This window comes from Serratia surfactantfaciens (genome assembly GCF_001642805.2).
Taxonomy (GTDB): domain Bacteria; phylum Pseudomonadota; class Gammaproteobacteria; order Enterobacterales; family Enterobacteriaceae; genus Serratia; species Serratia surfactantfaciens.
The window spans coordinates 903,703-924,128 of the sequence record NZ_CP016948.1; the positions used below are offsets into that span (position 1 = coordinate 903,703).

22 protein-coding genes are annotated in these 20,426 nt (G+C 63.0%); 12 read left to right on the forward strand and 10 right to left on the reverse strand.

Going from position 1 to position 20,426, the window contains the following annotated elements; translation table 11 throughout:
* Window positions 1-89 precede the first annotated feature (89 nt).
* Both ATE40_RS04350 and ATE40_RS04355 read right to left on the reverse strand, forming a co-directional pair.
* Entirely contained in the window at window positions 90-797 is a 708-nt protein-coding gene (locus ATE40_RS04350) for a glutathione S-transferase N-terminal domain-containing protein (protein ID WP_063919042.1), read from the reverse strand.
* A gap of 74 nt (window positions 798-871) precedes the next feature.
* Entirely contained in the window at window positions 872-1,555 is a 684-nt protein-coding gene (locus ATE40_RS04355; protein WP_063919043.1) for an ArsR/SmtB family transcription factor, read from the reverse strand.
* A gap of 80 nt (window positions 1,556-1,635) precedes the next feature.
* Between ATE40_RS04355 and ATE40_RS04360 the strand changes: the two genes are divergently transcribed.
* Both ATE40_RS04360 and ATE40_RS04365 read left to right on the forward strand, forming a co-directional pair.
* On the forward strand, window positions 1,636-2,655 hold the full coding sequence (locus ATE40_RS04360) for a cytochrome P450 family protein (RefSeq protein WP_063919044.1): 1,020 nt from the start codon (window positions 1,636-1,638) through the stop codon (window positions 2,653-2,655).
* 12 nt (window positions 2,656-2,667) lie between these two features.
* Complete coding sequence (locus ATE40_RS04365) at window positions 2,668-3,015, forward strand: antibiotic biosynthesis monooxygenase family protein (protein ID WP_063919045.1); 348 nt, start codon at window positions 2,668-2,670, stop codon at window positions 3,013-3,015.
* Window positions 3,016-3,048: 33 nt separating this feature from the next.
* Here the strand turns inward: ATE40_RS04365 and ATE40_RS04370 are convergent, their stop codons facing one another.
* Window positions 3,049-3,780 carry an isochorismatase family protein gene (locus tag ATE40_RS04370; RefSeq protein WP_084799113.1) on the reverse strand — a complete coding sequence of 244 codons (732 nt, stop codon included), beginning with the start codon at window positions 3,778-3,780 and terminating at the stop codon, window positions 3,049-3,051.
* Window positions 3,781-3,912: 132 nt separating this feature from the next.
* Here ATE40_RS04370 and ATE40_RS04375 point away from each other — a divergent pair, with 132 nt between their 5' ends.
* Together ATE40_RS04375 and ATE40_RS04380 are read left to right on the forward strand one after the other, a co-directional pair.
* Window positions 3,913-4,809, forward strand: coding sequence for a LysR family transcriptional regulator (locus ATE40_RS04375; RefSeq protein WP_025159980.1), 897 nt, complete (start codon window positions 3,913-3,915; stop codon window positions 4,807-4,809).
* Window positions 4,810-4,979: 170 nt separating this feature from the next.
* Window positions 4,980-5,477 carry a P-loop nucleotide/nucleoside kinase family protein gene (locus tag ATE40_RS04380; protein WP_063919046.1) on the forward strand — a complete coding sequence of 166 codons (498 nt, stop codon included), beginning with the start codon at window positions 4,980-4,982 and terminating at the stop codon, window positions 5,475-5,477.
* A gap of 32 nt (window positions 5,478-5,509) precedes the next feature.
* On the opposite strand, the gene ATE40_RS04385 is transcribed toward ATE40_RS04380, so the two are convergent.
* The 4 genes from ATE40_RS04385 to ATE40_RS04400 form a co-directional block, all read right to left on the reverse strand.
* Window positions 5,510-6,016: a GNAT family N-acetyltransferase gene (locus tag ATE40_RS04385; RefSeq protein ID WP_063919047.1), complete on the reverse strand. Its 507-nt coding sequence runs from the start codon at window positions 6,014-6,016 to the stop codon at window positions 5,510-5,512.
* A 62-nt stretch (window positions 6,017-6,078) separates the two neighbouring features.
* Window positions 6,079-6,336, reverse strand: a complete 258-nt coding sequence (locus ATE40_RS04390; protein WP_063919048.1) for a YjhX family toxin — start codon at window positions 6,334-6,336, stop codon at window positions 6,079-6,081.
* A 233-nt stretch (window positions 6,337-6,569) separates the two neighbouring features.
* Entirely contained in the window at window positions 6,570-7,040 is a 471-nt protein-coding gene (gene cynS, locus ATE40_RS04395; protein ID WP_019454442.1) for a cyanase, read from the reverse strand.
* 17 nt (window positions 7,041-7,057) lie between these two features.
* Window positions 7,058-7,711, reverse strand: a complete 654-nt coding sequence (locus ATE40_RS04400) for a carbonic anhydrase (protein WP_063919049.1) — start codon at window positions 7,709-7,711, stop codon at window positions 7,058-7,060.
* A gap of 114 nt (window positions 7,712-7,825) precedes the next feature.
* Between ATE40_RS04400 and cynR the strand changes: the two genes are divergently transcribed.
* Entirely contained in the window at window positions 7,826-8,776 is a 951-nt protein-coding gene (cynR, locus tag ATE40_RS04405; RefSeq protein WP_063919050.1) for a transcriptional regulator CynR, read from the forward strand.
* Here the strand turns inward: cynR and ATE40_RS04410 are convergent.
* Window positions 8,700-9,131, reverse strand: coding sequence for a hypothetical protein (locus ATE40_RS04410; protein WP_019454439.1), 432 nt, complete (start codon window positions 9,129-9,131; stop codon window positions 8,700-8,702). The two genes, cynR and ATE40_RS04410, sit on opposite strands and share 77 nt — an antisense overlap.
* 91 nt (window positions 9,132-9,222) lie before the next feature.
* Between ATE40_RS04410 and ATE40_RS04415 the strand changes: the two genes are divergently transcribed.
* Together ATE40_RS04415 and ATE40_RS04420 are read left to right on the forward strand one after the other, a co-directional pair.
* Window positions 9,223-10,134 (forward strand): alpha/beta hydrolase family protein, encoded by a 912-nt coding sequence (locus ATE40_RS04415; protein ID WP_063919051.1) that lies wholly within the window; start codon window positions 9,223-9,225, stop codon window positions 10,132-10,134.
* A gap of 204 nt (window positions 10,135-10,338) precedes the next feature.
* Complete coding sequence (locus ATE40_RS04420) at window positions 10,339-11,931, forward strand: ABC-F family ATPase (RefSeq protein WP_071532835.1); 1,593 nt, start codon at window positions 10,339-10,341, stop codon at window positions 11,929-11,931.
* Between the two features lie 51 nt (window positions 11,932-11,982).
* Here the strand turns inward: ATE40_RS04420 and moeB are convergent, their stop codons facing one another.
* Together moeB and moeA are read right to left on the reverse strand one after the other, a co-directional pair.
* Window positions 11,983-12,738: a molybdopterin-synthase adenylyltransferase MoeB gene (moeB, locus tag ATE40_RS04425; protein WP_063919052.1), complete on the reverse strand. Its 756-nt coding sequence runs from the start codon at window positions 12,736-12,738 to the stop codon at window positions 11,983-11,985.
* 2 nt (window positions 12,739-12,740) lie between these two features.
* The gene (gene moeA / locus ATE40_RS04430) at window positions 12,741-13,979 is read right to left on the reverse strand and encodes a molybdopterin molybdotransferase MoeA (RefSeq protein WP_063919053.1); all 1,239 of its coding nucleotides are present in this window, start codon (window positions 13,977-13,979) and stop codon (window positions 12,741-12,743) included.
* 157 nt (window positions 13,980-14,136) lie between these two features.
* Here moeA and ATE40_RS04435 point away from each other — a divergent pair, with 157 nt between their 5' ends.
* From ATE40_RS04435 to gsiC, 5 genes are all read left to right on the forward strand, one after another.
* Window positions 14,137-14,673: a DUF924 family protein gene (locus ATE40_RS04435; RefSeq protein ID WP_016928462.1), complete on the forward strand. Its 537-nt coding sequence runs from the start codon at window positions 14,137-14,139 to the stop codon at window positions 14,671-14,673.
* A gap of 358 nt (window positions 14,674-15,031) precedes the next feature.
* Window positions 15,032-15,988, forward strand: coding sequence for an isoaspartyl peptidase/L-asparaginase family protein (locus ATE40_RS04440; protein ID WP_063919054.1), 957 nt, complete (start codon window positions 15,032-15,034; stop codon window positions 15,986-15,988).
* A 19-nt stretch (window positions 15,989-16,007) separates the two neighbouring features.
* Entirely contained in the window at window positions 16,008-17,885 is a 1,878-nt protein-coding gene (locus ATE40_RS04445) for a dipeptide ABC transporter ATP-binding protein (protein WP_063919055.1), read from the forward strand.
* Window positions 17,886-17,908: 23 nt separating this feature from the next.
* Window positions 17,909-19,444, forward strand: coding sequence for a glutathione ABC transporter substrate-binding protein GsiB (gsiB, locus tag ATE40_RS04450; RefSeq protein WP_063919056.1), 1,536 nt, complete (start codon window positions 17,909-17,911; stop codon window positions 19,442-19,444).
* A 52-nt stretch (window positions 19,445-19,496) separates the two neighbouring features.
* A complete protein-coding gene (gene gsiC / locus ATE40_RS04455) occupies window positions 19,497-20,417 on the forward strand; it encodes a glutathione ABC transporter permease GsiC (protein WP_019454429.1) in 921 nt (306 codons plus the stop codon).
* The last annotated feature ends 9 nt before the right edge of the window (window positions 20,418-20,426 follow it).

A 20,426-nucleotide genomic window follows, 5' to 3' on the forward strand; every position in this document is an offset into this window, starting at 1 on the left:
CAAATTGTTACGTAAGGAGAGTAGAGCAGAGGGATGACAATTTTATGACAGCGAAAATGGGACGACCCGACGGTCATCCCGTTTGGCATTCAGGCTGCGCGCGCCGGGATCGCGAGCCCGCGCTGCACTGCCGGCCGAGCCAGACCACGCTCCAGCCACTGTGCGACGCGCGGGAAGCTGTCGAACTCCACCAGCTCGCGCGCCTCATAGAAGCCGATCAGATTGCGCACCCAGCCCAGCAGCGAGATATCGGCGATGCTGTAGTCCGCCCCCATGATCCAGTCGCGGCCTTCAAGGCGCGTTTCCAACACGCCGAGCAGGCGTTTCGATTCATTTTTGTAACGCTCCAGTGGCCGCTTGTCTTCATATTCGCGCCCGGCGAATTTGTGGAAGAAACCGAGCTGGCCGAACATCGGGCCGACCGCCGCCATCTGGAAGAACACCCACTGAATGGTTTCATAACGCTGCGCCGGATCCTGCGGCAGAAAGCGGCCGCTCTTTTCCGCCAGGTAGAGCAGAATAGCGCCGGATTCGAATAGCGGCAGCGGCCGGCCATCGGGGCCGTCGGGATCGATGATCGCCGGGATCTTGCCGTTCGGGTTCAGCGCCAGGAATTCCGGCGTCCAGGTTTCGTTGTTGCCGATATCGATCAGGTGCGCTTCATAGGGCAGGCCGATCTCTTCGAGCATGATAGACACTTTGACGCCGTTCGGCGTCGGCAGAGAGTAGAGCTGCAGCCGTTCCGGGTGCTGAGCCGGCCAGCGTTTGACGATCGGGAATTGGGTGGGATCGAGCATGGAAACTCCTCGGGTTGGCGGGATCGTTTAAGCGTACCCCTTGAGTATTGCAGTAAAACTACCCCGACGCAGAGCTACAGCGTGAGTTCAAAATGTGCGGCCAGCGCTTTTTTACCGGCGTCGGTCAGCTGCAGCTCGCGGCTGTCGAGTTGGCGCAGCATCCAACCGCGTTTGATAAAGGCGTTTAGCAGCGCAGCGCCAAGCGCGCCGCCGAGGTGGGCACGGCGTTCGCTCCAGTCCAGGCAACCGCAGGCGAAACGGCGGCGGGTGGGGGCAGGGGAACAATCGACGCCCAGCCGCGCCAGCGCGACCTGACCGGCGTCGCTTAAGCGGTAGTCTTCCTCGCCACTCAACCAGTTCAGCGCATGCAGCCGATCGTGCAGCTTCACCGCTACCTCGCCCGCCATATGGTCGTAGCAGGTGCGGGCATATTGCAGCGAGGTCGGCGTGCTGCTCTTCACCGACGGGCGCGGCACGCCCGTCAGTGCCATCAGGCCTTCCAGCGCGGCGGCCACCGGTTGCCCGGCCAGCCGAAAATAGCGGTAACGCCCCTGTTTGAGGCAGGCGATCAGCCGCTGTTCCAGCAGTTTCGCCAGATGCGCGCTGGCGGTGGAAGGAGCAACCTCGACCGCCGCGCTGAGCTCGGTGGCGGTGTAGGCGCGCCCGTCCATCAACAGGCACAGCATGCGCGCCCGGGTGCGGTCGGCGATGGCGGCGCTGAGTGCCGCTAAACGATCTTCTATCTCGATGTTATGCATACTTCGAGGTTAGACGAAGTATGACGGCGCGTCCATCGTTAGCCTGTGGTTATCGCCATCTGGCTACGAGGGAGAAAACCATGTCCGTGTGTCCTTATGCCGCCGCGCTCGCCGCCGAGCCGCAGGCCCATTATCGCGCTCTGCCGCCCCTGAGCTGGGATAGCGCATGGCAATGTTGGGTGGCCGCGGTGCCGCAGCTAGTGAGGGAAGCGCTGCTCAATGCCGATCTCGGCGTGCGGCCGGCCGATGAGCCGGTGCCGGTGGCCTTGCTGGAGACGCCGATGGCGCCGCTGTTCGCCGGGCTGGCGCGGATGCGCGACGGCGAACAGCACCACGCGCTTAAAGCGGCGCTGCAGCGGGCGCTGGCCGTCTGTTCGGATGCCATGATTCTGCAAACCGCTGCACAATGCGCTGAGTGGTTAGCGCCAAAGGTGCCCGATGCGGCGGCGATCACTCGCTTTAACTATGGATTGCCGCTTTGCAGCCTCGGCGCTTTGTTGGGCGTGCCCAGGGCACAATGGCCATGCCTGATCGACGACGGTCTGGACTTCGTCCGCTGTATCGCACCCGGCAGCACACCACCGCAGCTGGCGCGGGGTATAGCGGCAGCGCAGCGGCTCAGCGCCCAACTGATGGCGGAGCATGGCGTGCTGCGCAAGGCTTTGGAGCGGGAGATTGGCGATGCCCGGCTTGAGTTGGCCAATGTGCTCGGCCTGCTGTTTCAGGCCTGTGAGGCGACGGCGGGCTGGATCGGACAGGCGTATTGGCTGGCTCGGCAGAACGGTGAAGTGGAGATTGCGCTGGATCGGGTACGGGCGCTAACGCCGCCGATCCAAAACACGCGCCGTTTCGTCTTGCGCGAGACGCAGCTTGGCGGTTGCACGCTGCGCGTGGGTCAGACCATTTTGCTGCTGCTCGGTGCCGACGGCGAACTGGCCTTCGGCGCGGGGGCGCACCGCTGCCCGGGCGAACGTTGGGCGAGGATTATCGCGCGCTGCGGCGTTGCGCATCTGTGTTCGCTGGATATTGATGAGCGGGCGTTGAAATCGGTGCAGTGGCGCCGTTCGCTGAATGCGCGCGTGCCGGAATTTTACCGTTGAGAGGAGACGAGGATGATTGCCGTGATTTTTGAACTGCAGGCCGCCGACGGGCAGCGCGATACCTACCTGGCGCTGGCGGTGGAGCTGAAGCCGCTGCTGGCGCAGATCGACGGATTCATCTCCATCGAGCGCTTCCAAAGCCTGGCGGAACCTGCGCGCCTGCTGTCGCTCTCTTTCTGGCGCGACGAGGCGGCGGTGCAGCAGTGGCGCAATCTCGAACAGCACCGGGCGGCGCAGGCGCGCGGCCGTGGCGAGGTGTTGGCGCAGTATCGGCTGCGGGTGGCGGAGGTGATGCGGGATTACGGGCTGGACCGGCGCGAGCAGGTACCACAGGACAGCCGTTGCTATCACCGCACCTGAGTAAAAGCCCGCCGGCGGCGGGCTTTCATCCGCTTATTTCGCCTCGCTGCCCACCTTCATCGCTCCGGCGTAGCTGGCGCCCATTCCCCAGGCGGCGCCGTGGTCGCGGGCGATCTGCAATACGCCTCCCGCCGTGGCCTTGCGGCTCCAGTCTTGCTGCCATTCCAGCATCAGCGCCACCCAATTGATGGGGGTAGCGCCCGCTTGCACCAGGCGCTGCATGGCGTTGTTTTGCGTGTCTGGCGTAATATCGCCGGTGACGTCCGACAGGATATAAACCTCATAACCCTCGCCCAGGGCGGACAGCGCCGGCAGCATCACGCAGCTGGCGGTCCATAGCCCGCCGATGATGATTTTCTTGCGGCCGGATTGCTTGATCAGATCCGCCACGCGCCGGTCCTGCCAGACATTGATGGCGGTGCGATCGTACACCTGCAGGTCTGGGCGCGCCTGCGTCACCTGCTGGAATACCGGTCCGGCGAAGCTTTTGGCGTTGGCCGATGCCAGAATGGTCGGCACATTGAATACCTTGGCGGCCTTGGCGATACCGGCGGCGTTATTCACCAGGTTGGTTTGATCGATAGAAGAAACGGTCATACCGAACATGTCCTGCAGATCGACCAGCAGCAACAGGCTGTTGTCGGCGGTCAGCGGTTGCACATAACCCGCCTGACGGCTGTCGGCGACAGGGGATTGCGCCAGCGCGACGACGGGGGCGGTGGCGGCGCTCAGGCCGAACATCAGGGCGAATAGGGTCTTTTTCATTATTAACTCCAAGATTATCAGTAAATTAAGTTCACTTACCACTCAGGGAAGCGGTTGGATAAAGTCTACTGATGTTGATGGGGTTAATAATCTGTGGTTTATTGAATTTATAATTAACCCGTAGGACATAATATGGATGTGCTACTGACGATGCGCGCCTTTCGCCGCGTGGTCGAACGCAACAGTTTCTATAAGGCGGCGGAGGATCTGGCGATCACACCGGCGGCCTTGAGCAAGCAGATTAAGCAGCTGGAAAATCGATTGGGTACGCTGTTAATCGTGCGCACCACTCGCAGCATGAGTCTGACCGAAGCCGGCCAGCTCTATTACCAGGAAGCCTGCCGGCTGCTCGGCGAATTCGACGCGCTGGAACAGACGGTGGCGGCCAGCACGCAGCAGGTTTCCGGCATGCTGCGGGTTAATGCGCCACTCTCGTTTGGCCTGACGGTGCTGTCGCCACTGTTGCCGCTGTTTATGCAGCGTTACCCGCAATTGCAGGTAGAACTGACGCTGGATGATCGCGTGTTGGACGTGGTGGCGGCCGGTTTCGATATCTCACTGCGCATTCGTCGGCGGTTGCCGGATTCATCGCTCAGCGCGCAGGCGCTGGGGGAGATACAGCAACGGATTTGCGCCGCGCCCGGTTATCTGGCGCAGCACGGTGCGCCACAGGCGCCGGAGGAACTGCAGCGGCACAGTTGCCTGGCGTATTCTTTGGCGGAAAGGCCGGGACAATGGCAGTTTAGCGCCGGCAGCGACAGCCTGAGCGTGGCGTTAACGCCGCGCTTCACCGCCAACAACAGCCTGATGTTACGCGATATGCTGGTGGCGGGGTTGGGGATCGGTTCACTGCCGTCGTTCGTGGCCGATCCCGAGATCGCCGCCGGTCGGTTGGTGCCGCTGTTCCCCGCAATGGCCGCCGAAACGCACCAGGTGTTTGCGGTGTATCCGACGCGCCGGCATTTGCAGCGGAAGGTGAGGTTGTTCACCGAGTTTGTGCGTGAATGTGGGCTGAGAACGCCGGATTGACAACGGTATTGGATTGTCATATTCATTAGACATGAGCAAATCTTACCGCCCATTCGCGCAAATTATTATCACCTTTCTCCGAAGGGTGGGATAGCGCGTCTGTCGCAAATAAAAAACCCGCCGGCAAGGCGGGTTTTTTTATCCCCTTCCGGCAAAGACCGGAGAACATTATGAAAACCCACCCTGCAGTTTTACACCTGATGTGCGGCAAGGCCGGCGCGGGCAAATCGACGCTGGCGCAACGTTTGGCGCAGCAGCCGCAAACGCTGCTGCTGGTTGAAGATGCGTGGCTGGCGACGCTGTATGAACAGGAGATGACCACCCTGCAAGACTATGCGCGCTGTTCCGCCCGATTGCGGCGGGCGCTGGGTGGGCACATCGTTCAACTGCTGCGCGGCGGCTGGTCGGTGGCGCTCGATTTCCCGATGAATACGCCGGACCGGCGTCGCTGGGCCAAAGCTCTGGCGGAGGAGGCCGGCGTCGCGCACTGCCTGCACTATCTCGATGTCAGCCATGCGCAGTGCCTGAGCCGCATAGCGTTGAGGAATGCGCGCGGCGAGCATCCGTTTACCCTGAGCGAAGCGGAGTTTGAGCACCTGGCGCAGTACTTCGTTCCTCCGACGGAAGAGGAAGGAATGACGGTGGTACGCTATGGTGAACAGGACTGAAAACCGGCGCCGTAATGGCGCCGGCAACAGGGTTAGGCTTCGGCGTTAAACGCGGCGTGGAAAGCGACCTCCGCACGCGGCAGCCCACCCTGGAAGGCGACGGCGCGGAAGTACTCTTGCGGTACGCCCGGCAGGGTCAGGGCGGTCTGCGCCTGGAAGCCGAAACGGCCGTAATAGTTCGGATCGCCCAGTACTACGCAGCCTGCGGCGCGCTCTGCTTGCAGCTCGGCCAGCAGTTGGCGGATCAGGCGGCTGCCGATCCCCTGGCCTTGGTAAGCCGGCAGTACCGATACCGGCGCCAGCCCGTACCAATCGGCGGCGCCGTTGCTGAGCACGACCGGAGAGAGGGCGGCGTGCCCGATCGGTGTGCCATGTTGTTCGGCGATCAGCGACAGGGTGAGCGCGCCCGCAGCGCGCAGCGCGTTGACGATAAACTGCTCGGTGTGGCTGCTGTGTTCGGCGTGCAGGAACGCGGCGGCGGTCAGGGTGGTGATGGCGCTGACGTCGGCCGGCGTTTCGTGGCGTAAAATGATGCTCATAGTCTTTTCCTTATACGGATAAGGGGGGCCGGCCGGGCTGCCTGCCCGACCGGTATCGATGATTAACGGTTATCCAGCTGCGCGCGCACGGCCTTGAGCCCGGCGACGGTGACGCGATAAGGGCGCCCCTGGCGAGAGAGGATCAGGCGTTTGGTTTTGAGCTTGGTGAAAACGGCAAGCGAGCAGTCGGCCAAGCCGAGCCCTTCGCGGGTGTAGCATTCGACGCGGGTGACGTGACCGGCGTCGCTGCGGGTGAAGGCGATATAGCCGCCTTTGGCCAACACGTGCAGCACGCGTTGTTCCGCTTTGGAAATGTTCATGTTGGGAGATCCTGTAATAACCCCAGATACGCGCATCCCCGCGCAAACGCGCGTCGGATACGTCAGAGTCCCTCGCCATACGGCAAGGAAGCGACTATCGGGTGGTTACAATCTCCAACATACAGGCCTCGGGCAGTGAAAAACGCCAGGGCGGCGTTTCAGCGCGGTTACTGTAGCCAATGACCGATTGGCTGTCAATCCGCCGGCGACGCGGGCCGCCGGCGAAAAGCCCATTAGAAAGGCTTGGTCGGCAGGTATTTGCCGTCCAGGGTGATCACCGCGCGTTCGCCGCCGTCCGGGTCGGCGACCTTCTTGATATCCAGCTTGAAGTTGATGGCGCTGATGATGCCGTCGCCAAACTGCTCGTGCACCAACGCTTTCAGCGTGGAGCCGTAAACCTGCAGCATTTCATAGAAGCGATAAATGGTCGGATCGGTCGGCACGCCGCCGGGGATGCTGCCGCGCAGCGGGATGGTTTGCAGCAGCCGCACCGCCTCTTCGTCCAGCCCCAGCTTGGCCGCTACCGCGCGCGCCGCCGGTTCCGGCAGCGCATGCTGCCCGAGCAGCGCGGCGGTGACGAATGCCAGACTGAGGCCGGTGCCTTCGGTCAGCGCTTCGAACGTCAGGTTCTGGCGGATTTTGGCGGCCATGATGGTGTCGGTAAGCGCTTCGCGCGGGGCGGCGTTATGCAGAGAGTGTGTCATATTGGCTCCTTGTTGGCTTAAAAACGGGCGATCGCCGGCGTGGCGGTCACCTCGGGATGGGTGGCGAGCGGCACGAAGCGGCGGGTTTCACCGTCCAGCGCCTCGATAGCGCCGCTGGCGATGTCATAGACCCAGCCGTGCAGCTTCAGGCGGCCCTGCTCCAGCGCCAGGGCGACGGAAGGGTGCGTTTTGATGTTGTTGAGCTGGGCGATGACGTTCTCGCGCACCATCGACATGACCCGCGCCTCATCGGTGGCGTGCGGATAAGCCTGATTGACCGCCCTGGCCGAATCGGCGTAGCGCAGCCAGCCGGCGACCGTCGGCAGGTGATCCAGACACTGGCAGGTGGCGATGGCGGTCATCGCGCCGCAGTCGGAATGGCCGCAGATCACGATATCCTCCACGCCCAGCGCGGCGACGGCGTACTCGACCGAGGCGGAGACCCCGCCGGGTTCGGGGCCGAAGGAAGGCACGATGTTGCCGGCGTTGCGGATCACGAACAGATCGCCCGGCTCGCGCTGGGTGACCAGCTCCGGCACCAGACGGCTATCGGAACACGAGATAAACAGAGTGCGCGGGTTTTGGCGGGTCGCCAGCCGCTGAAACAGCGCCGTGCGTTCAACAAAGGCTTCGCGCTGGAACTTCAGAAAGCCCTCAATCACCTCTTTCATCTTTTTCTCCCTGGGGTGTCGTTATGCGATGACGGCATGATGAACGCTTCTGGCTATAGGGTCTAAGACCCATTTATAATGATATCTATAGGTATTACTAATATCTGGGGCGCTATGCTGCTGCGACACATTCGATATTTTCTGGCCGTTGCCGAACTGGGCAATTTCACCCGCGCCGCTGAAGCGCTGCACGTCTCGCAACCGACGCTGTCGCAGCAGATCAAGCAACTGGAGGAGGCGCTGGGGGCGCCGCTGTTCGATCGCAGCGGCAGAAGGGTGCAACTGACCGACGCCGGTGAGGCCTGGATGCGCTATGCTCGGCTGGCGCTGCAGGATTTGGACGCCGGCGCGCGGGCGATCCATGACGTAGCGACGCTGGAGCGGGGCCATTTGCGGCTGGCGATGACTCCGACGTTCACCGCCTATCTGGTGGGGCCGGCGATCGATGCGTTCTACCGTCGCTATCCGGGAGTCACGTTGAGCATTGAGGAAATGGCGCAAGAGCGGATCGAAACGCTGCTGGCGCAGGATCGACTGGATCTGGGCATCGCTTTTGAGATGGCGCAGTCGGTGGAGGTGGAAGCCACGCCGTTGTTCAGCGAGACGCTGGAGCTGATGGTCGGCACCGATCATCCCCTGGCGGCGCGGCGTCGGCCGCTGGCGCTGGCGGAGTGGCAACATCTGCCGCTGGCCTTGCTGAGCGGCGACTTCGCCACGCGGCAGTTTATCGATCGCTACTGCACGCAGCTCGGTTTTCGGCCGCAGGTGGCGGTGGAGGCCAATGCGCTGGGCGCCATCCTTGAGATCGTGCGGCGCGGGCAGCTCGCCACGCTGCTGCCGGCCGCCATTGCGCGCGAGAACCGGCAGTTGAAAAAGGTGGTGCTGGCCAACGCCATGCCGGCCCGGCAGGCGGTGTTGCTGCAGCGCAAAGGCGCTTACCGCAGCGCCGCCGCGCAGGCGTTTATCGCCGTATTGCAGCAACAGGGCGTTACGCCAACGCACTCCAGCGCTGCGTCATCCCGAGCAGATGCACCAGCCCGAAACCGAGGCAAATCAGCGAGCTGACGACGATGAAGCGTTGGCTGCGGCCGGTATCGCGCAGGGCGAAGGGGCCGGCGACGCCGCGCAGCAGGTAGATAAAGGTGATGATAAACAGCGCGGGCCGCAGCAGCGGCAGCGGCGCGATCAGCCCGGCGCCGGACAGTGCGTACAGAGCCCAAATAAACAGCACCAGCGCGATACCGGCGGTGACGACGGCCGGGAACTTTTTACCGGCTTCCGCCGCCTTAATGAAGCGATCGCCGGCGCCGCACAGCCGATAGCCGCGCGGCCCGGCGGCGATCACCCAAATATGCAGCAGGGCGGCGATGGCGCTCAGCGCCGCGCCGATCAACAGCGCGGTGTTATAGAGGTGTGGCATGGTAGGGCTTCCCTGTCAGCAGAGTGGTTGGCATGAAGCGTAGACCAGAAAAGACGAATTAACCGAACGCAACAGGGAAGAGGAGCACGTGATGAGAGTGGCGACAGGCATGCTGAGCGTATTGGCGCTGTGGAGCGGGCTGGCGATGGCGCAATCTGCGGCGCTGACGCTGCCGCGGGAAGACAAATCGAGTATTCGTTACTATCTGGATGCCGCCGTGCCTGGGGAGACGTCGCCGGCGCTGCTGGTGATCCTGCAAGGCTCGGATTGCAACAGCGTGCGGCATATTCGTCTGGTCGCGCCAATGCGGCAGGTGTTACCGGCCGCAGACCTGCTGACGGTGGAGAAATACGGCATCGACGACCGGTTGCCGTACAGCGAAGACGTGCCGCGGCGGGATTGTCCGGACGCTTTCGTGCAGCGCGACACGCCGCAGCAGCGGGTGAGCGATGTCACCCAGGTGCTCCAGACGGTGATTAAGCAAAACGGCTATCGACAGGTTGCGGTGCTGGGGGGCAGCGAAGGGGCGGTGATCGCCAATCTGGTGACGGCCTCCTCGGGCCGGATTGACGCCACCCTGGCGTTCAGCGGCGGCGGACGATGGTTCATCGACGACGTGCGCCACAGCGCCGCCGGCGCGCCGGCGGAAGAGAAAGCCGGGCTGAACGCATTTTTACAGCAGGTGCTGGCGGCGCCGCCGTTCCCACTGAACGCCAGCGATCATGGCTATGGCTGGTGGCATGGCATGCTGAGCATCGATCAGCTCGCCACCCTGCGCAGCATCAAGACGCCGGTGCTGATCGTGCAAGGCGGCCAGGATCGTGCCGTTTCGCCGGGGGCGGTCGGGAAAATGATCGCCGAGCTGCGGGCCGCAGGCAAAACGAATATCACCTACCGGAATTATTCGGCATTGGACCATGTGATGCGGCGCGAGAACGGCGACAGCGAGATGACGCGGGTGGTAGCGGATATGCGCGCGTGGCTGGAGCAGCAGCTGCGTTGAGCGGCCATGCCACTCACAAATATTCTTGCTAATCAGGCGGTGCGCTCGTTGGGGCGTTTCGCCTGGGTATTTTCCGTTAAACCGCCTGCGGGCGGATGTGCCCGCAACCGCTCAAAATGTCACCGAAACTTCCCGCGATCTCTGCACCCCGTTGTGGCATAATGCGCGCCAAATCACATTCCCTATGTATAAAGAGCGAGCGCTGTGTTAAGCACTAACAACATCACCATGCAGTTCGGCAGTAAGCCGCTGTTTGAAAACATCTCTGTCAAATTCGGCGGCGGCAACCGTTACGGCCTGATCGGCGCCAACGGCTGCGGCAAGTCCACCTTTATGAAAATCCTCGGCGGCGATCTGGCACCGAGCGGCGGTAACGTGTTCCTCGATCCGAACGAGCGCCTGGGTAAACTGCGTCAGGACCAGTTCGCCTTCGAGCAGTACAGCGTGCTGGACACCGTGATCATGGGCCACACCGAACTGTGGGCGGTGAAGGAAGAGCGCGACCGCATCTACGCCTTGGCGGAGATGAGCGAAGAAGACGGCTATAAAGTGGCCGATCTGGAAGTGGCCTACGGCGAAATGGACGGCTACAGCGCCGAAGCGCGTGCCGGCGAACTGCTGCTCGGCGTCGGCATCCCGGTGGAACAACACTACGGTCCGATGAGCGAAATTGCGCCAGGCTGGAAACTGCGCGTGCTGCTGGCGCAGGCGCTGTTCTCCGATCCGGAAATCCTGCTGCTCGACGAACCGACCAACAACCTGGACATCGACACCATTCGCTGGCTGGAAAACGTGCTCAATGAGCGCAACAGCACCATGATCATCATTTCGCACGACCGTCACTTCCTGAACATGGTCTGCACCCACATGGCGGATCTGGACTACGGCGAACTGCGCGTTTATCCGGGCAACTACGACGAATACATGACCGCCGCCACTCAGGCGCGTGAGCGTCTGCTGGCGGACAACGCCAAGAAGAAGGCGCAGATCAATGAGCTGCAATCGTTTGTCAGCCGCTTCAGCGCCAACGCCTCCAAATCCAAGCAGGCCACCTCACGTGCCCGCCAGATCGACAAGATCCAGCTGGAAGAGGTGAAAGCCTCCAGCCGTCAGAACCCGTTCATCCGTTTCGAGCAGGACAAGAAGCTGTTCCGTAACGCGCTGGAAGTGGAAGCGCTCACCAAGGGCTTCGATGAAGGTCCGCTGTTCAACAAGCTGAACCTGATGGTGGAAGTGGGTGAGAAGGTCGCGGTGCTGGGCGCCAACGGCATCGGTAAAACCACTCTGCTGAAAACGCTGGTAGGCGACGCGCAGCCGGACAGTGGCACCGTGAAGTGGTCGGAAAACGCCCGTATCGGTTACTACGCGCAGGATCACGAATACGAGTTCGACGACACTCTGAGCGTGTTCGACTGGATGAGCCAGTGGAAGCAGGAAAAAGATGACGAGCAGGCGGTGCGTAGCGTGCTGGGCCGTCTGCTGTTCAGCCAGGACGACATCAAGAAGAAAGTGAAGGTGTTGTCCGGTGGCGAGAAGGGCCGCATGCTATTCGGCAAGCTGATGATGCAGCGCCCGAATATTCTGGTGATGGACGAACCGACCAACCACCTGGATATGGAATCCATCGAATCGCTGAACATGGCGCTGGAGATGTACGAAGGCACGCTGATCTTCGTCTCCCACGACCGTGAGTTCGTCAGCTCGCTGGCGACGCGAATTCTGGAAATCACCCCGAACAAGGTGATCGACTTTACCGGCAACTACGAAGACTATCTGCGCAGCCAGGGTATCGTGTAATCCTCACGGCAACGCATCAGGGCGGGAATTATCCCGCCCTTTTTTTATCCGTCATTTCCCGCCGCACACTTCGCAGTGCGGATCCTTTGGCAGTTTCATCTCGCGGAACTGCATGCTCATCGCATCGAACATCAACAGTTTGCCGCGCAGCGGCTGACCATAGTCGGCCAGCAGCTTGATGGCTTCCATCGCCTGCAGAGTGCCGATAGTGCCGACCAGTGGCGCCATCACGCCCGCTTCAACGCAGGTGAGGGCGCTGTCGCCGAACAATCGGCTCAGGCAGCGGTAGCAGGGTTCGCCTGGCTGATAGGTGAATACGCTGAGCTGGCCCTCCATACGGATCGCCGCGCCGGAAACCAGCGGCTTGCGCTGCGCGTGGCACAGACGGTTCAGCGCATCGCGCGCCGCCACGTTGTCGGTGCAGTCCAGCACCAGATCGCAGGCGGCGATCTCTGCCGCGACCGCGTCATCTTCTAAACGGCCGTCGATCGCGTCGATGCGGATATGCGGGTTGATGGCGCTCAGTTCCTGCCTGGCCGAGGCGACCTTGCTCATGCCGATGCGATCGTCGCGGTGCAGGATCTGGCGCTGCAGGTTGGAGAGCGAGACGGTGTCGAAATCCACCAGCACCAGATGGCCGACGCCGGCCGCCGCCAGGTAAGGCGCGGCGGCGCAGCCCAGCCCGCCCAGCCCGGCGATCAGCACGCGGGCGGCCTTCAGTTTCTCCTGGCCGTCGAAGTCAAAGCCGCGCAGCACGATCTGGCGGTTGTAGCGCAGCGCTTCGGCGTCGGTCAGTTCCGGCAGCATGTTCAGCTCCTCAGCAGGGCGTTGAACGGCTCGATCTCCACCATTTCACCCGCCGCCACCGAACCGCGTTCGCGCTCCAGCACGATGAAACAGTTGCCCTGGCTGTAGGAGCTGAACACGTGCGAACCCTGGTGGCCGGTGGTGCTCACCTCCAGTTCGCCCGCGGCGTTGCTGCTGAACACCCCGCGCTGGAAGTCGAGGCGGCCCGGCGATTTCTTCAGCGGTGTCAGTGCCCGCGCGCGCAGGCGCGGCGGCAGGCGCCAGTCGCTGTGGCCGGCCAGCTTCGCCAGCAGCGGTTGCACCAGCTGGTAGAAGGTCAGGGCGGCGGAAACCGGGTTGCCCGGCAGGCCGCAGAACCAGGCGTGGCCCAGTTTGCCGAAGGCGAACGGTTTGCCGGGTTTGATCGCCAGCTTCCAGAAGCTGACCTGGCCCAGTTCGTCGAGCATCTGTTTGGTGTAGTCGGCTTCGCCGACCGAGACGCCGCCGCTGCTGATCACCACGTCGGCCTGGCTGTCCGCCTGTGTAAAGGCGGCGCGCAGCGCGTCGCGATCGTCGCGAATAATGCCGAGATCGAGCACTTCACAGCCCAGCTGTTCCAGCATCAGGCGCACCGCGAAGCGGTTGGTGTCGTAGATCTGGCCCGCCTGCAGCGGCTGGCCGACCGGCTGCAGCTCGTCGCCGGTGGAGAACACCGCAACCTTCAGCTTACGCATCACCTGCACTTCAGCGACCCCGAGCGAAGCCAACAGCGGCAGCTGCGCGGCGCCCAGCTTCACGCCGGCCGGCAACACGCTCGCGCCCCGGCGAATGTCTTCGCCCGCCAGACGGATATTCTGGCCGGCTTCTGCCGGTGTACTAAAACGTATGCCCTGGTCGCTCACTTCGGCCTGTTCCTGCATGACTACCGCCTCCGCGCCGGCCGGGATCGGCGCCCCGGTCATGATGCGCACGCAGCTGTTGGCTGGCCACTCGCCGTTGAACGGCGCACCGGCGAAGGCCTTACCGGCGACCGGCAGCGGCACGCCAGCCTGTAAATCGGCAAGGCGCACCGCATAGCCGTCCATCGCCGAGTTGGCGAACGGCGGCACGTCGAGCGGCGAGACTACCGGCGCGGCGGTGATGCGGCCGGCGGCGGCGGTCAGGGCGACGGATTCGGTTTGCTGCAGCGGGGCGATCTGCCCGAGCATTTTTTCCAGCGCTTGCTCCAGGGAGATGAGATCGGAAGTATGGCAATGATCCATAAGGGGAACTCCGTAATCAGGGTGCGCTCAAAGAGCGACAAAGTGCGGCTATTATGGCAGAGAACGCCGGGGGGGAGAACGGATTATGCCCGCCATCTTTCGCACTGCGTCGTGAGGGCATTCGGGTATAAACTGGGGAAAACAGAGGAGAATCATGATGCATAAACAGGTTATCGAGTTCTGGTTCGACGAGATAGAACCCATCATGTGGTTCAAAAAGGACGACGACTTCGATCGTCTGCTGCACAGCCGCTTCGGCGAAATCTGGCGGGCGGCGGCGGCGGGGGAGCTGGCGCACTGGCGCGACACCATCGAGGGACGCTTGGCGGAGGTGATCGTGCTCGATCAGTTCAGCCGCAACCTGTTCCGCGGCACGCCGCAGTCGTTCGCCTGCGACGGCATGGCGCTGGTCCTGGCGCAGGAAGCGATCCGCAGCGGCGAGTGCGAACGGCTGAGCCGCGAGCAGCGCGGCTTCCTCTATCTGCCGTTCATGCATTCGGAATCGCCGCTGATTCACCAACAGGCGCTGGTGTTATATACCGAGCTCAATAACGGCGACCAGCTGGAGTTCGAGCTGCGGCATAAGGCGATTATCGATCGCTTCGGCCGCTACCCGCATCGCAACGCGATATTGGGGCGCACCAGCACGCCGGAAGAAGAGGCCTTTTTGCAGCAGCCAGGCTCGGGTTTTTAATCGTCGGATCATCTGCGCCCGGCCGGGGAAAAAACAGCAGGCCGGGCGTCGAAATAATGATTATTCAGCGCGAACGTTTATTTCATTACGCTACGCCCCTATTTCCGCATGCGGGATTACCATTAATCCCAACCGCGCTGTCAGCGGTTTTTCGATTTTCATAACTCGCTGTTTTTATTCCAATAAGCTATTTCAAGGTGCGAAACGGTCTAAGCGCGCTACGCTAAAAGCGGGGCGTGGACGTTATGCTGTACTTCCACTGTCGGACCAAATAGAGTCGAAAAAGACTGAATAATAATGATACCGCGCTCAGCTTTTTCGCTGTGCAACGGCGGGATTAACACAGGGTGTCAGGCAAATGAGCAAACCAGTGATTGCCATTCATGGCGGCGCGGGCGCAATTACCCGGGCGGCGCTGAGTGCGGAAAAGGAACGGCAGTATATTCAGGCGTTGTCCGAAATCGTGGCCGCCGGGCAGGCGATATTGGCGCAGGGCGGCAGCGCGCTGGACGCGGTGACCGAAGCGGTGCGGCTGCTGGAGGAATGCCCGCTGTTCAACGCCGGCAAAGGGTCGGTGTTTACCCATCAAGGCACCCACGAGCTGGATGCCTGCGTGATGGACGGCCGCACCTGCGATGCTGGCGCCGTCGCCGGCGTCGGCCGCATTCGCAACCCGGTGCTGGCGGCGCGCGCGGTGCTGGAAAATAGCGAACACGTGCTGTTTGCCGCCGAAGGCGCCGAGAAGTTCGCCGCCGCCCACGGCCTGGAAATGGTTCCCCCCGATTTCTTCTTCACTCAGGAACGCTTTGATCAGCTGCACCGCGCCCAGGCGGAGCAGGGCCGGGTATGGCTCGATCACGACGGCGCGGCGCAGGCCGGCGATCCGCTCGATCCCGATCGCAAATTCGGCACGGTCGGCGCAGTGGCGCTGGATGCGCTGGGCAACCTCGCCGCCGCCACCTCCACCGGCGGCATGACCAACAAACAGGCCGGCCGGGTGGGCGACACGCCGATCATCGGCGCTGGCTGTTATGCCAACAATGCCACGGTGGCGGTTTCCAGCACCGGCACCGGCGAAATCTTCATGCGCGGCGTGGCGGCCTATGACGTCTCCGCTCTGATCGAATACGCCGGCCTCAGTTTGCAAGAGGCCAGCGATCGGGTGGTGATGGAGAAACTGCCGGCGCTCGGCGGCAGCGGCGGCATGATCGCCGTCGATCGCCACGGCAATATCGCGCTGCCGTTCAACAGCGAGGGGATGTACCGCGGTTTTGGCTATGTCGGCGATGCGCCGTCCGTCGGGATTTATCGCTAATCGTTCACCGGGAGGGTGCATGACCGACGTTTCATTCCAGCCCGCCGGCGGCGGCGGGCTGTCATTGCCGCCGCAGCGTGTGCTGTCGGTGCGCGATCTGAGCATCAGTTTTCCTCAATCGGAAGGCGCCGTGGAAGCGGTGCGCAACCTGTCATTCGATCTCGATCGCGGCGAGACGCTGGCGATCGTCGGTGAGTCCGGCTCCGGCAAATCGGTCACTTCGCTGGGGCTGATGCGGTTGGTGGAGCAGGGCGGCGGGCGCATCGTCAGCGGCGCCATGACGCTGCGCCGCCGTGACGGCGCGCTGTTCGATCTGGCGCGCGCCTCGCAGAGCACGCTGCGCAGGGTGCGCGGCGCTGACATGGCGATGATCTTCCAGGAGCCGATGACCTCGCTCAACCCGGTGTTTCCGGTCGGCGAGCAGATCGCTGAATCGCTGCGCCTGCATCAGGGGATGGATCACCGCAGCGCGCGCCAGGAGGCGCTGCGCATGCTCGATCTGGTGCGTATTCCGGAGGCCAAAGAGGTGCTGGGGCGCTACCCGCACCAGCTTTCCGGCGGCATGCGCCAGCGGGTGATGATCGCCATGGCGCTCTCCTGCAAGCCGGCGCTGCTGATCGCCGATGAACCCACCACCGCCCTCGACGTCACCATTCAGGCGCAGATCCTGCAGCTGATCCGCGTGCTGCAACGGGAGATGCAGATGGGGGTGATCTTCATTACTCACGATATGGGCGTGGTGGCCGAGATCGCCGACCGGGTGCTGGTGATGCGCCGTGGCGAACAGGTGGAACAGAATCGGGTGCGTGAGCTGTTCGCCGCGCCGCAGCAGGACTACACGCGGGCGCTGCTGGCGGCGGTGCCGAAGCTGGGGGCGATGGCCGATCGCCCGCTGCCGGCGAAGTTTCCGCTGCCGGGTGACGAGGGCGATGAAGCGCCGCAGGATACCGTGCCGCCGAGTGCCGCGCCGATCCTGCAGGTGGAGCATCTGGTCACGCGTTTTGATCTGCGCGGCGGGTTGTTCAATCGGGTTACTCGCCGGGTACACGCGGTGGAAAACGTCAGTTTCGATCTTTACCCCGGCGAGACGCTGGGACTGGTGGGCGAGTCCGGCTGCGGCAAGTCCACCACCGGGCGCTCTTTGCTGAAGCTGGTGGACAGCCAGAGCGGCACCATCACCTTCGCCGGGCGGCGAATCGATCAATTGAAGGAGCCGGCGCTGCAGCACCTGCGGCGCGATATTCAGTTCATCTTTCAAGATCCTTACGCCTCGCTCGATCCGCGCCTGACGGTCGGTTTCTCCATCATGGAGCCGCTGCTGGTGCACAACGTGATGCGCGGCCGGGAGGCGGAGCGGCGCGTGGCCTGGCTGCTGGAACGCGTCGGCCTGCTGCCGGAGCATGCGCGCCGCTACCCGCACGAGTTTTCCGGTGGCCAACGCCAGCGCATCTGCATCGCACGCGCGCTGGCGCTGAACCCGAAAGTGGTGATCGCCGACGAGGCGGTCTCGGCGCTGGACGTGTCGATTCAGGCGCAGATCGTCAATCTGTTGCTCGATCTGCAGCGCGAGTTCGGCATCGCTTTTCTGTTCATTTCACACGACATGGCGGTGGTGGAACGCATCAGCCACCGGGTGGCGGTGATGTACCTCGGGCAGATCGTTGAAATCGGCCCGCGCCAGGCGGTGTTCGACAATCCTCAGCACCCCTACACCCGCAAGCTGATGGCGGCGGTGCCGGTGGCCGATCCCGCTCACGCCCACAAACGGCAGCCGTTGCCGGTCGATGAGATCCCCAGCCCGGTACGCGCGCTGGGTGATGAACCCGTTACCGCACCGCTGGTGCAGGTTGGCGCCGGGCACTTTGTCGCCCGCCACCCGATCGCCGGTGCTTTTTAAAGACCTCAGGAGAGACAAGCGACATGAAGCACACATTCAAACGCAATGCGCTGTTGGCCGCCGTACTGCTGGCGGCGGGAACCGGCCCGGTCTGGGCGGCCAAGGACGCGGTGATCGCCGTGGCGTCCAACTTCACCACCCTCGATCCTTACGACGCCAACGACACGCTGTCGCAGGCGGTGGCCAAGTCTTTCTATCAGGGGCTGTTCGGCTTCGACAAGGACATGAAGTTGGTGAACGTGCTGGCGGACAGCTATGAGGTCAGCAAAGACGGCCTGACCTACACCGTTAAACTGCGCCAGGGCATTAAATTCCACGACGGCACCGCGTTCAACGCCGAGGCGGTGAAGGTTAACCTCGACCGCGCCAGCAACCCGGACAGCCACCTCAAGCGCTACAACCTGTTCAAGATGATCGACAAAACCGAGGTGGTGGACGCCAATACGGTGAAAATCGTGCTGAAGGCGCCGTTCTCGGCGTTCGTCAACAATCTGGCGCACCCGGCGGCGGCGATCATCTCGCCGGCGGCGCTGAAGCAATACGGCAAGGAGATCGGTTTCCACCCGGTCGGCACCGGGCCGTACCAGTTCGAGACCTGGAACCAGACCGATTTCGTCAAGGTGAAGAAGTTCGATGGCTACTGGCAGCCAGGGCTGCCGAAGCTCGACAGCATCACCTGGCGCCCGGTGGTGGATAACAACACCCGCGCGGCGATGTTGCAGACCGGCGAGGCGACCTTCGCCTTCCCGATCCCTTACGAGCAGGCCAAGGTGCTGGAAGGCAACGCCAAGCTGGACGTGGTGGCCGCGCCGTCGATCCTGCAGCGTTACATCAGCATGAACGTCACCCAAAAGCCGTTCGATAACCCGAAGGTGCGTCAGGCGCTGAACTACGCCATCAACAAGGACGCGCTGATCAAGGTAGCGTTTGCCGGCTATGCGGTGCCGGCGGAAGGGCCGGTGCCGCCGGCGATCGACTTCGCCGCCCGCTATAAGCCGTGGCCGTACGATCCGGCCAAGGCGCGCGAGCTGCTCAAAGAGGCCGGCTATCCGAACGGTTTCACCACCACGCTGTGGTCGTCCCACAACCACAGCACCGCGCAGAAGGTGCTGCAGTTCACTCAGCAGCAGCTGGCGCAGGTCGGGGTGAAAGTGACGGTGACGGCGATGGACGCCGGGCAGCGCGCGGCGCAGGTGGAAAGCGTCGGGGTGAAAGACACCGGCGTGCGGATGTTCTATACCGGCTGGTCGGCCTCGACCGGGGAGGCCGACTGGGCGCTGTCGCCGCTGTTCTCCACTCAGGCGGCACCGCCGAAGCAGTTCAACACCGCGTTCTACAGCAACCCGCAGGTGGACAAGGATCTGACCGACGCGCTAGCGACCACCGATCGCGCCGAGAAACAGAAACTGTACCAGGACGCGCAGGATCGCATCTGGGCCGACGCGCCCTGGATCTTCCTGGCGACCGAACGTCTGTTGTCGGCCAACAGCAAACAGCTGAGCGGTTTCTACGTGATGCCGGATACCTCGTTCAACTTTGATAACGCCGATCTGAAATAAGGCGCCCATCCCCGCCCGTGGCCACGCGGCTGCGGGCGGGGGAAGGAATGAGATGCTCAATTATTTTCTGAAACGACTGCTGGGCCTGATCCCGACGCTGCTGATCGTGGCGGTGCTGGTGTTTCTGTTCGTCCATCTGTTGCCGGGCGATCCGGCGCGGCTGGCGGCGGGGCCGGAGGCCGACGAGGCGGTGGTGCAACTGGTGCGCAAGGATTTGGGGCTGGATAAGCCGCTGCCGCAGCAGTTCGCGCACTTCTTCGTCAACGCGCTGCGGGGCGACTTCGGCATCTCGATGGTGTCCAAACGGCCGGTGAGCGAAGAGATCGCCTCACGCTTTATGCCGACCTTCTGGCTGACCGTGGCCAGCATGCTGTGGGCGGTGGCGTTCGGTCTGGCGATCGGCGTGGTGTCTGCGGTGTGGCGCAACCGCTGGCCGGATCGTCTCGGCATGACGCTGGCGGTGTCGGGGATCTCGTTCCCGGCCTTTGCGCTCGGCATGCTGTTGATGCAGGTGTTCTCGGTCGAGCTGGGCTGGCTGCCGACGGTGGGCGCCGACAGCTGGCGGCACTACATTCTGCCTTCGGTAACCCTGGGGGCGGCGGTGGCGGCGGTGATGGCGCGCTTCACCCGCGCTTCGTTCGTCGAGGTGCTGCAGGAGGACTACATGCGCACCGCGCGCGCCAAGGGCGTGCGGGAAAGCGTGGTGGTGATGAAACACGGCCTGCGTAACGCGATGATCCCGGTGGTGACCATGATGGGGCTACAGTTCGGCTTCCTGCTCGGCGGTTCGATCGTGGTGGAGAAGGTATTCAACTGGCCGGGGCTGGGGCGGTTGCTGGTGGACTCGGTGGAGATGCGCGATTACCCAGTGATCCAGGCTGAGGTGCTGCTGTTCTCGCTGGAGTTCATCCTGATCAACCTGCTGGTGGATATGCTGTACGCGGCGATCAACCCGGCGATTCGTTACCAATGAGGACGCGGC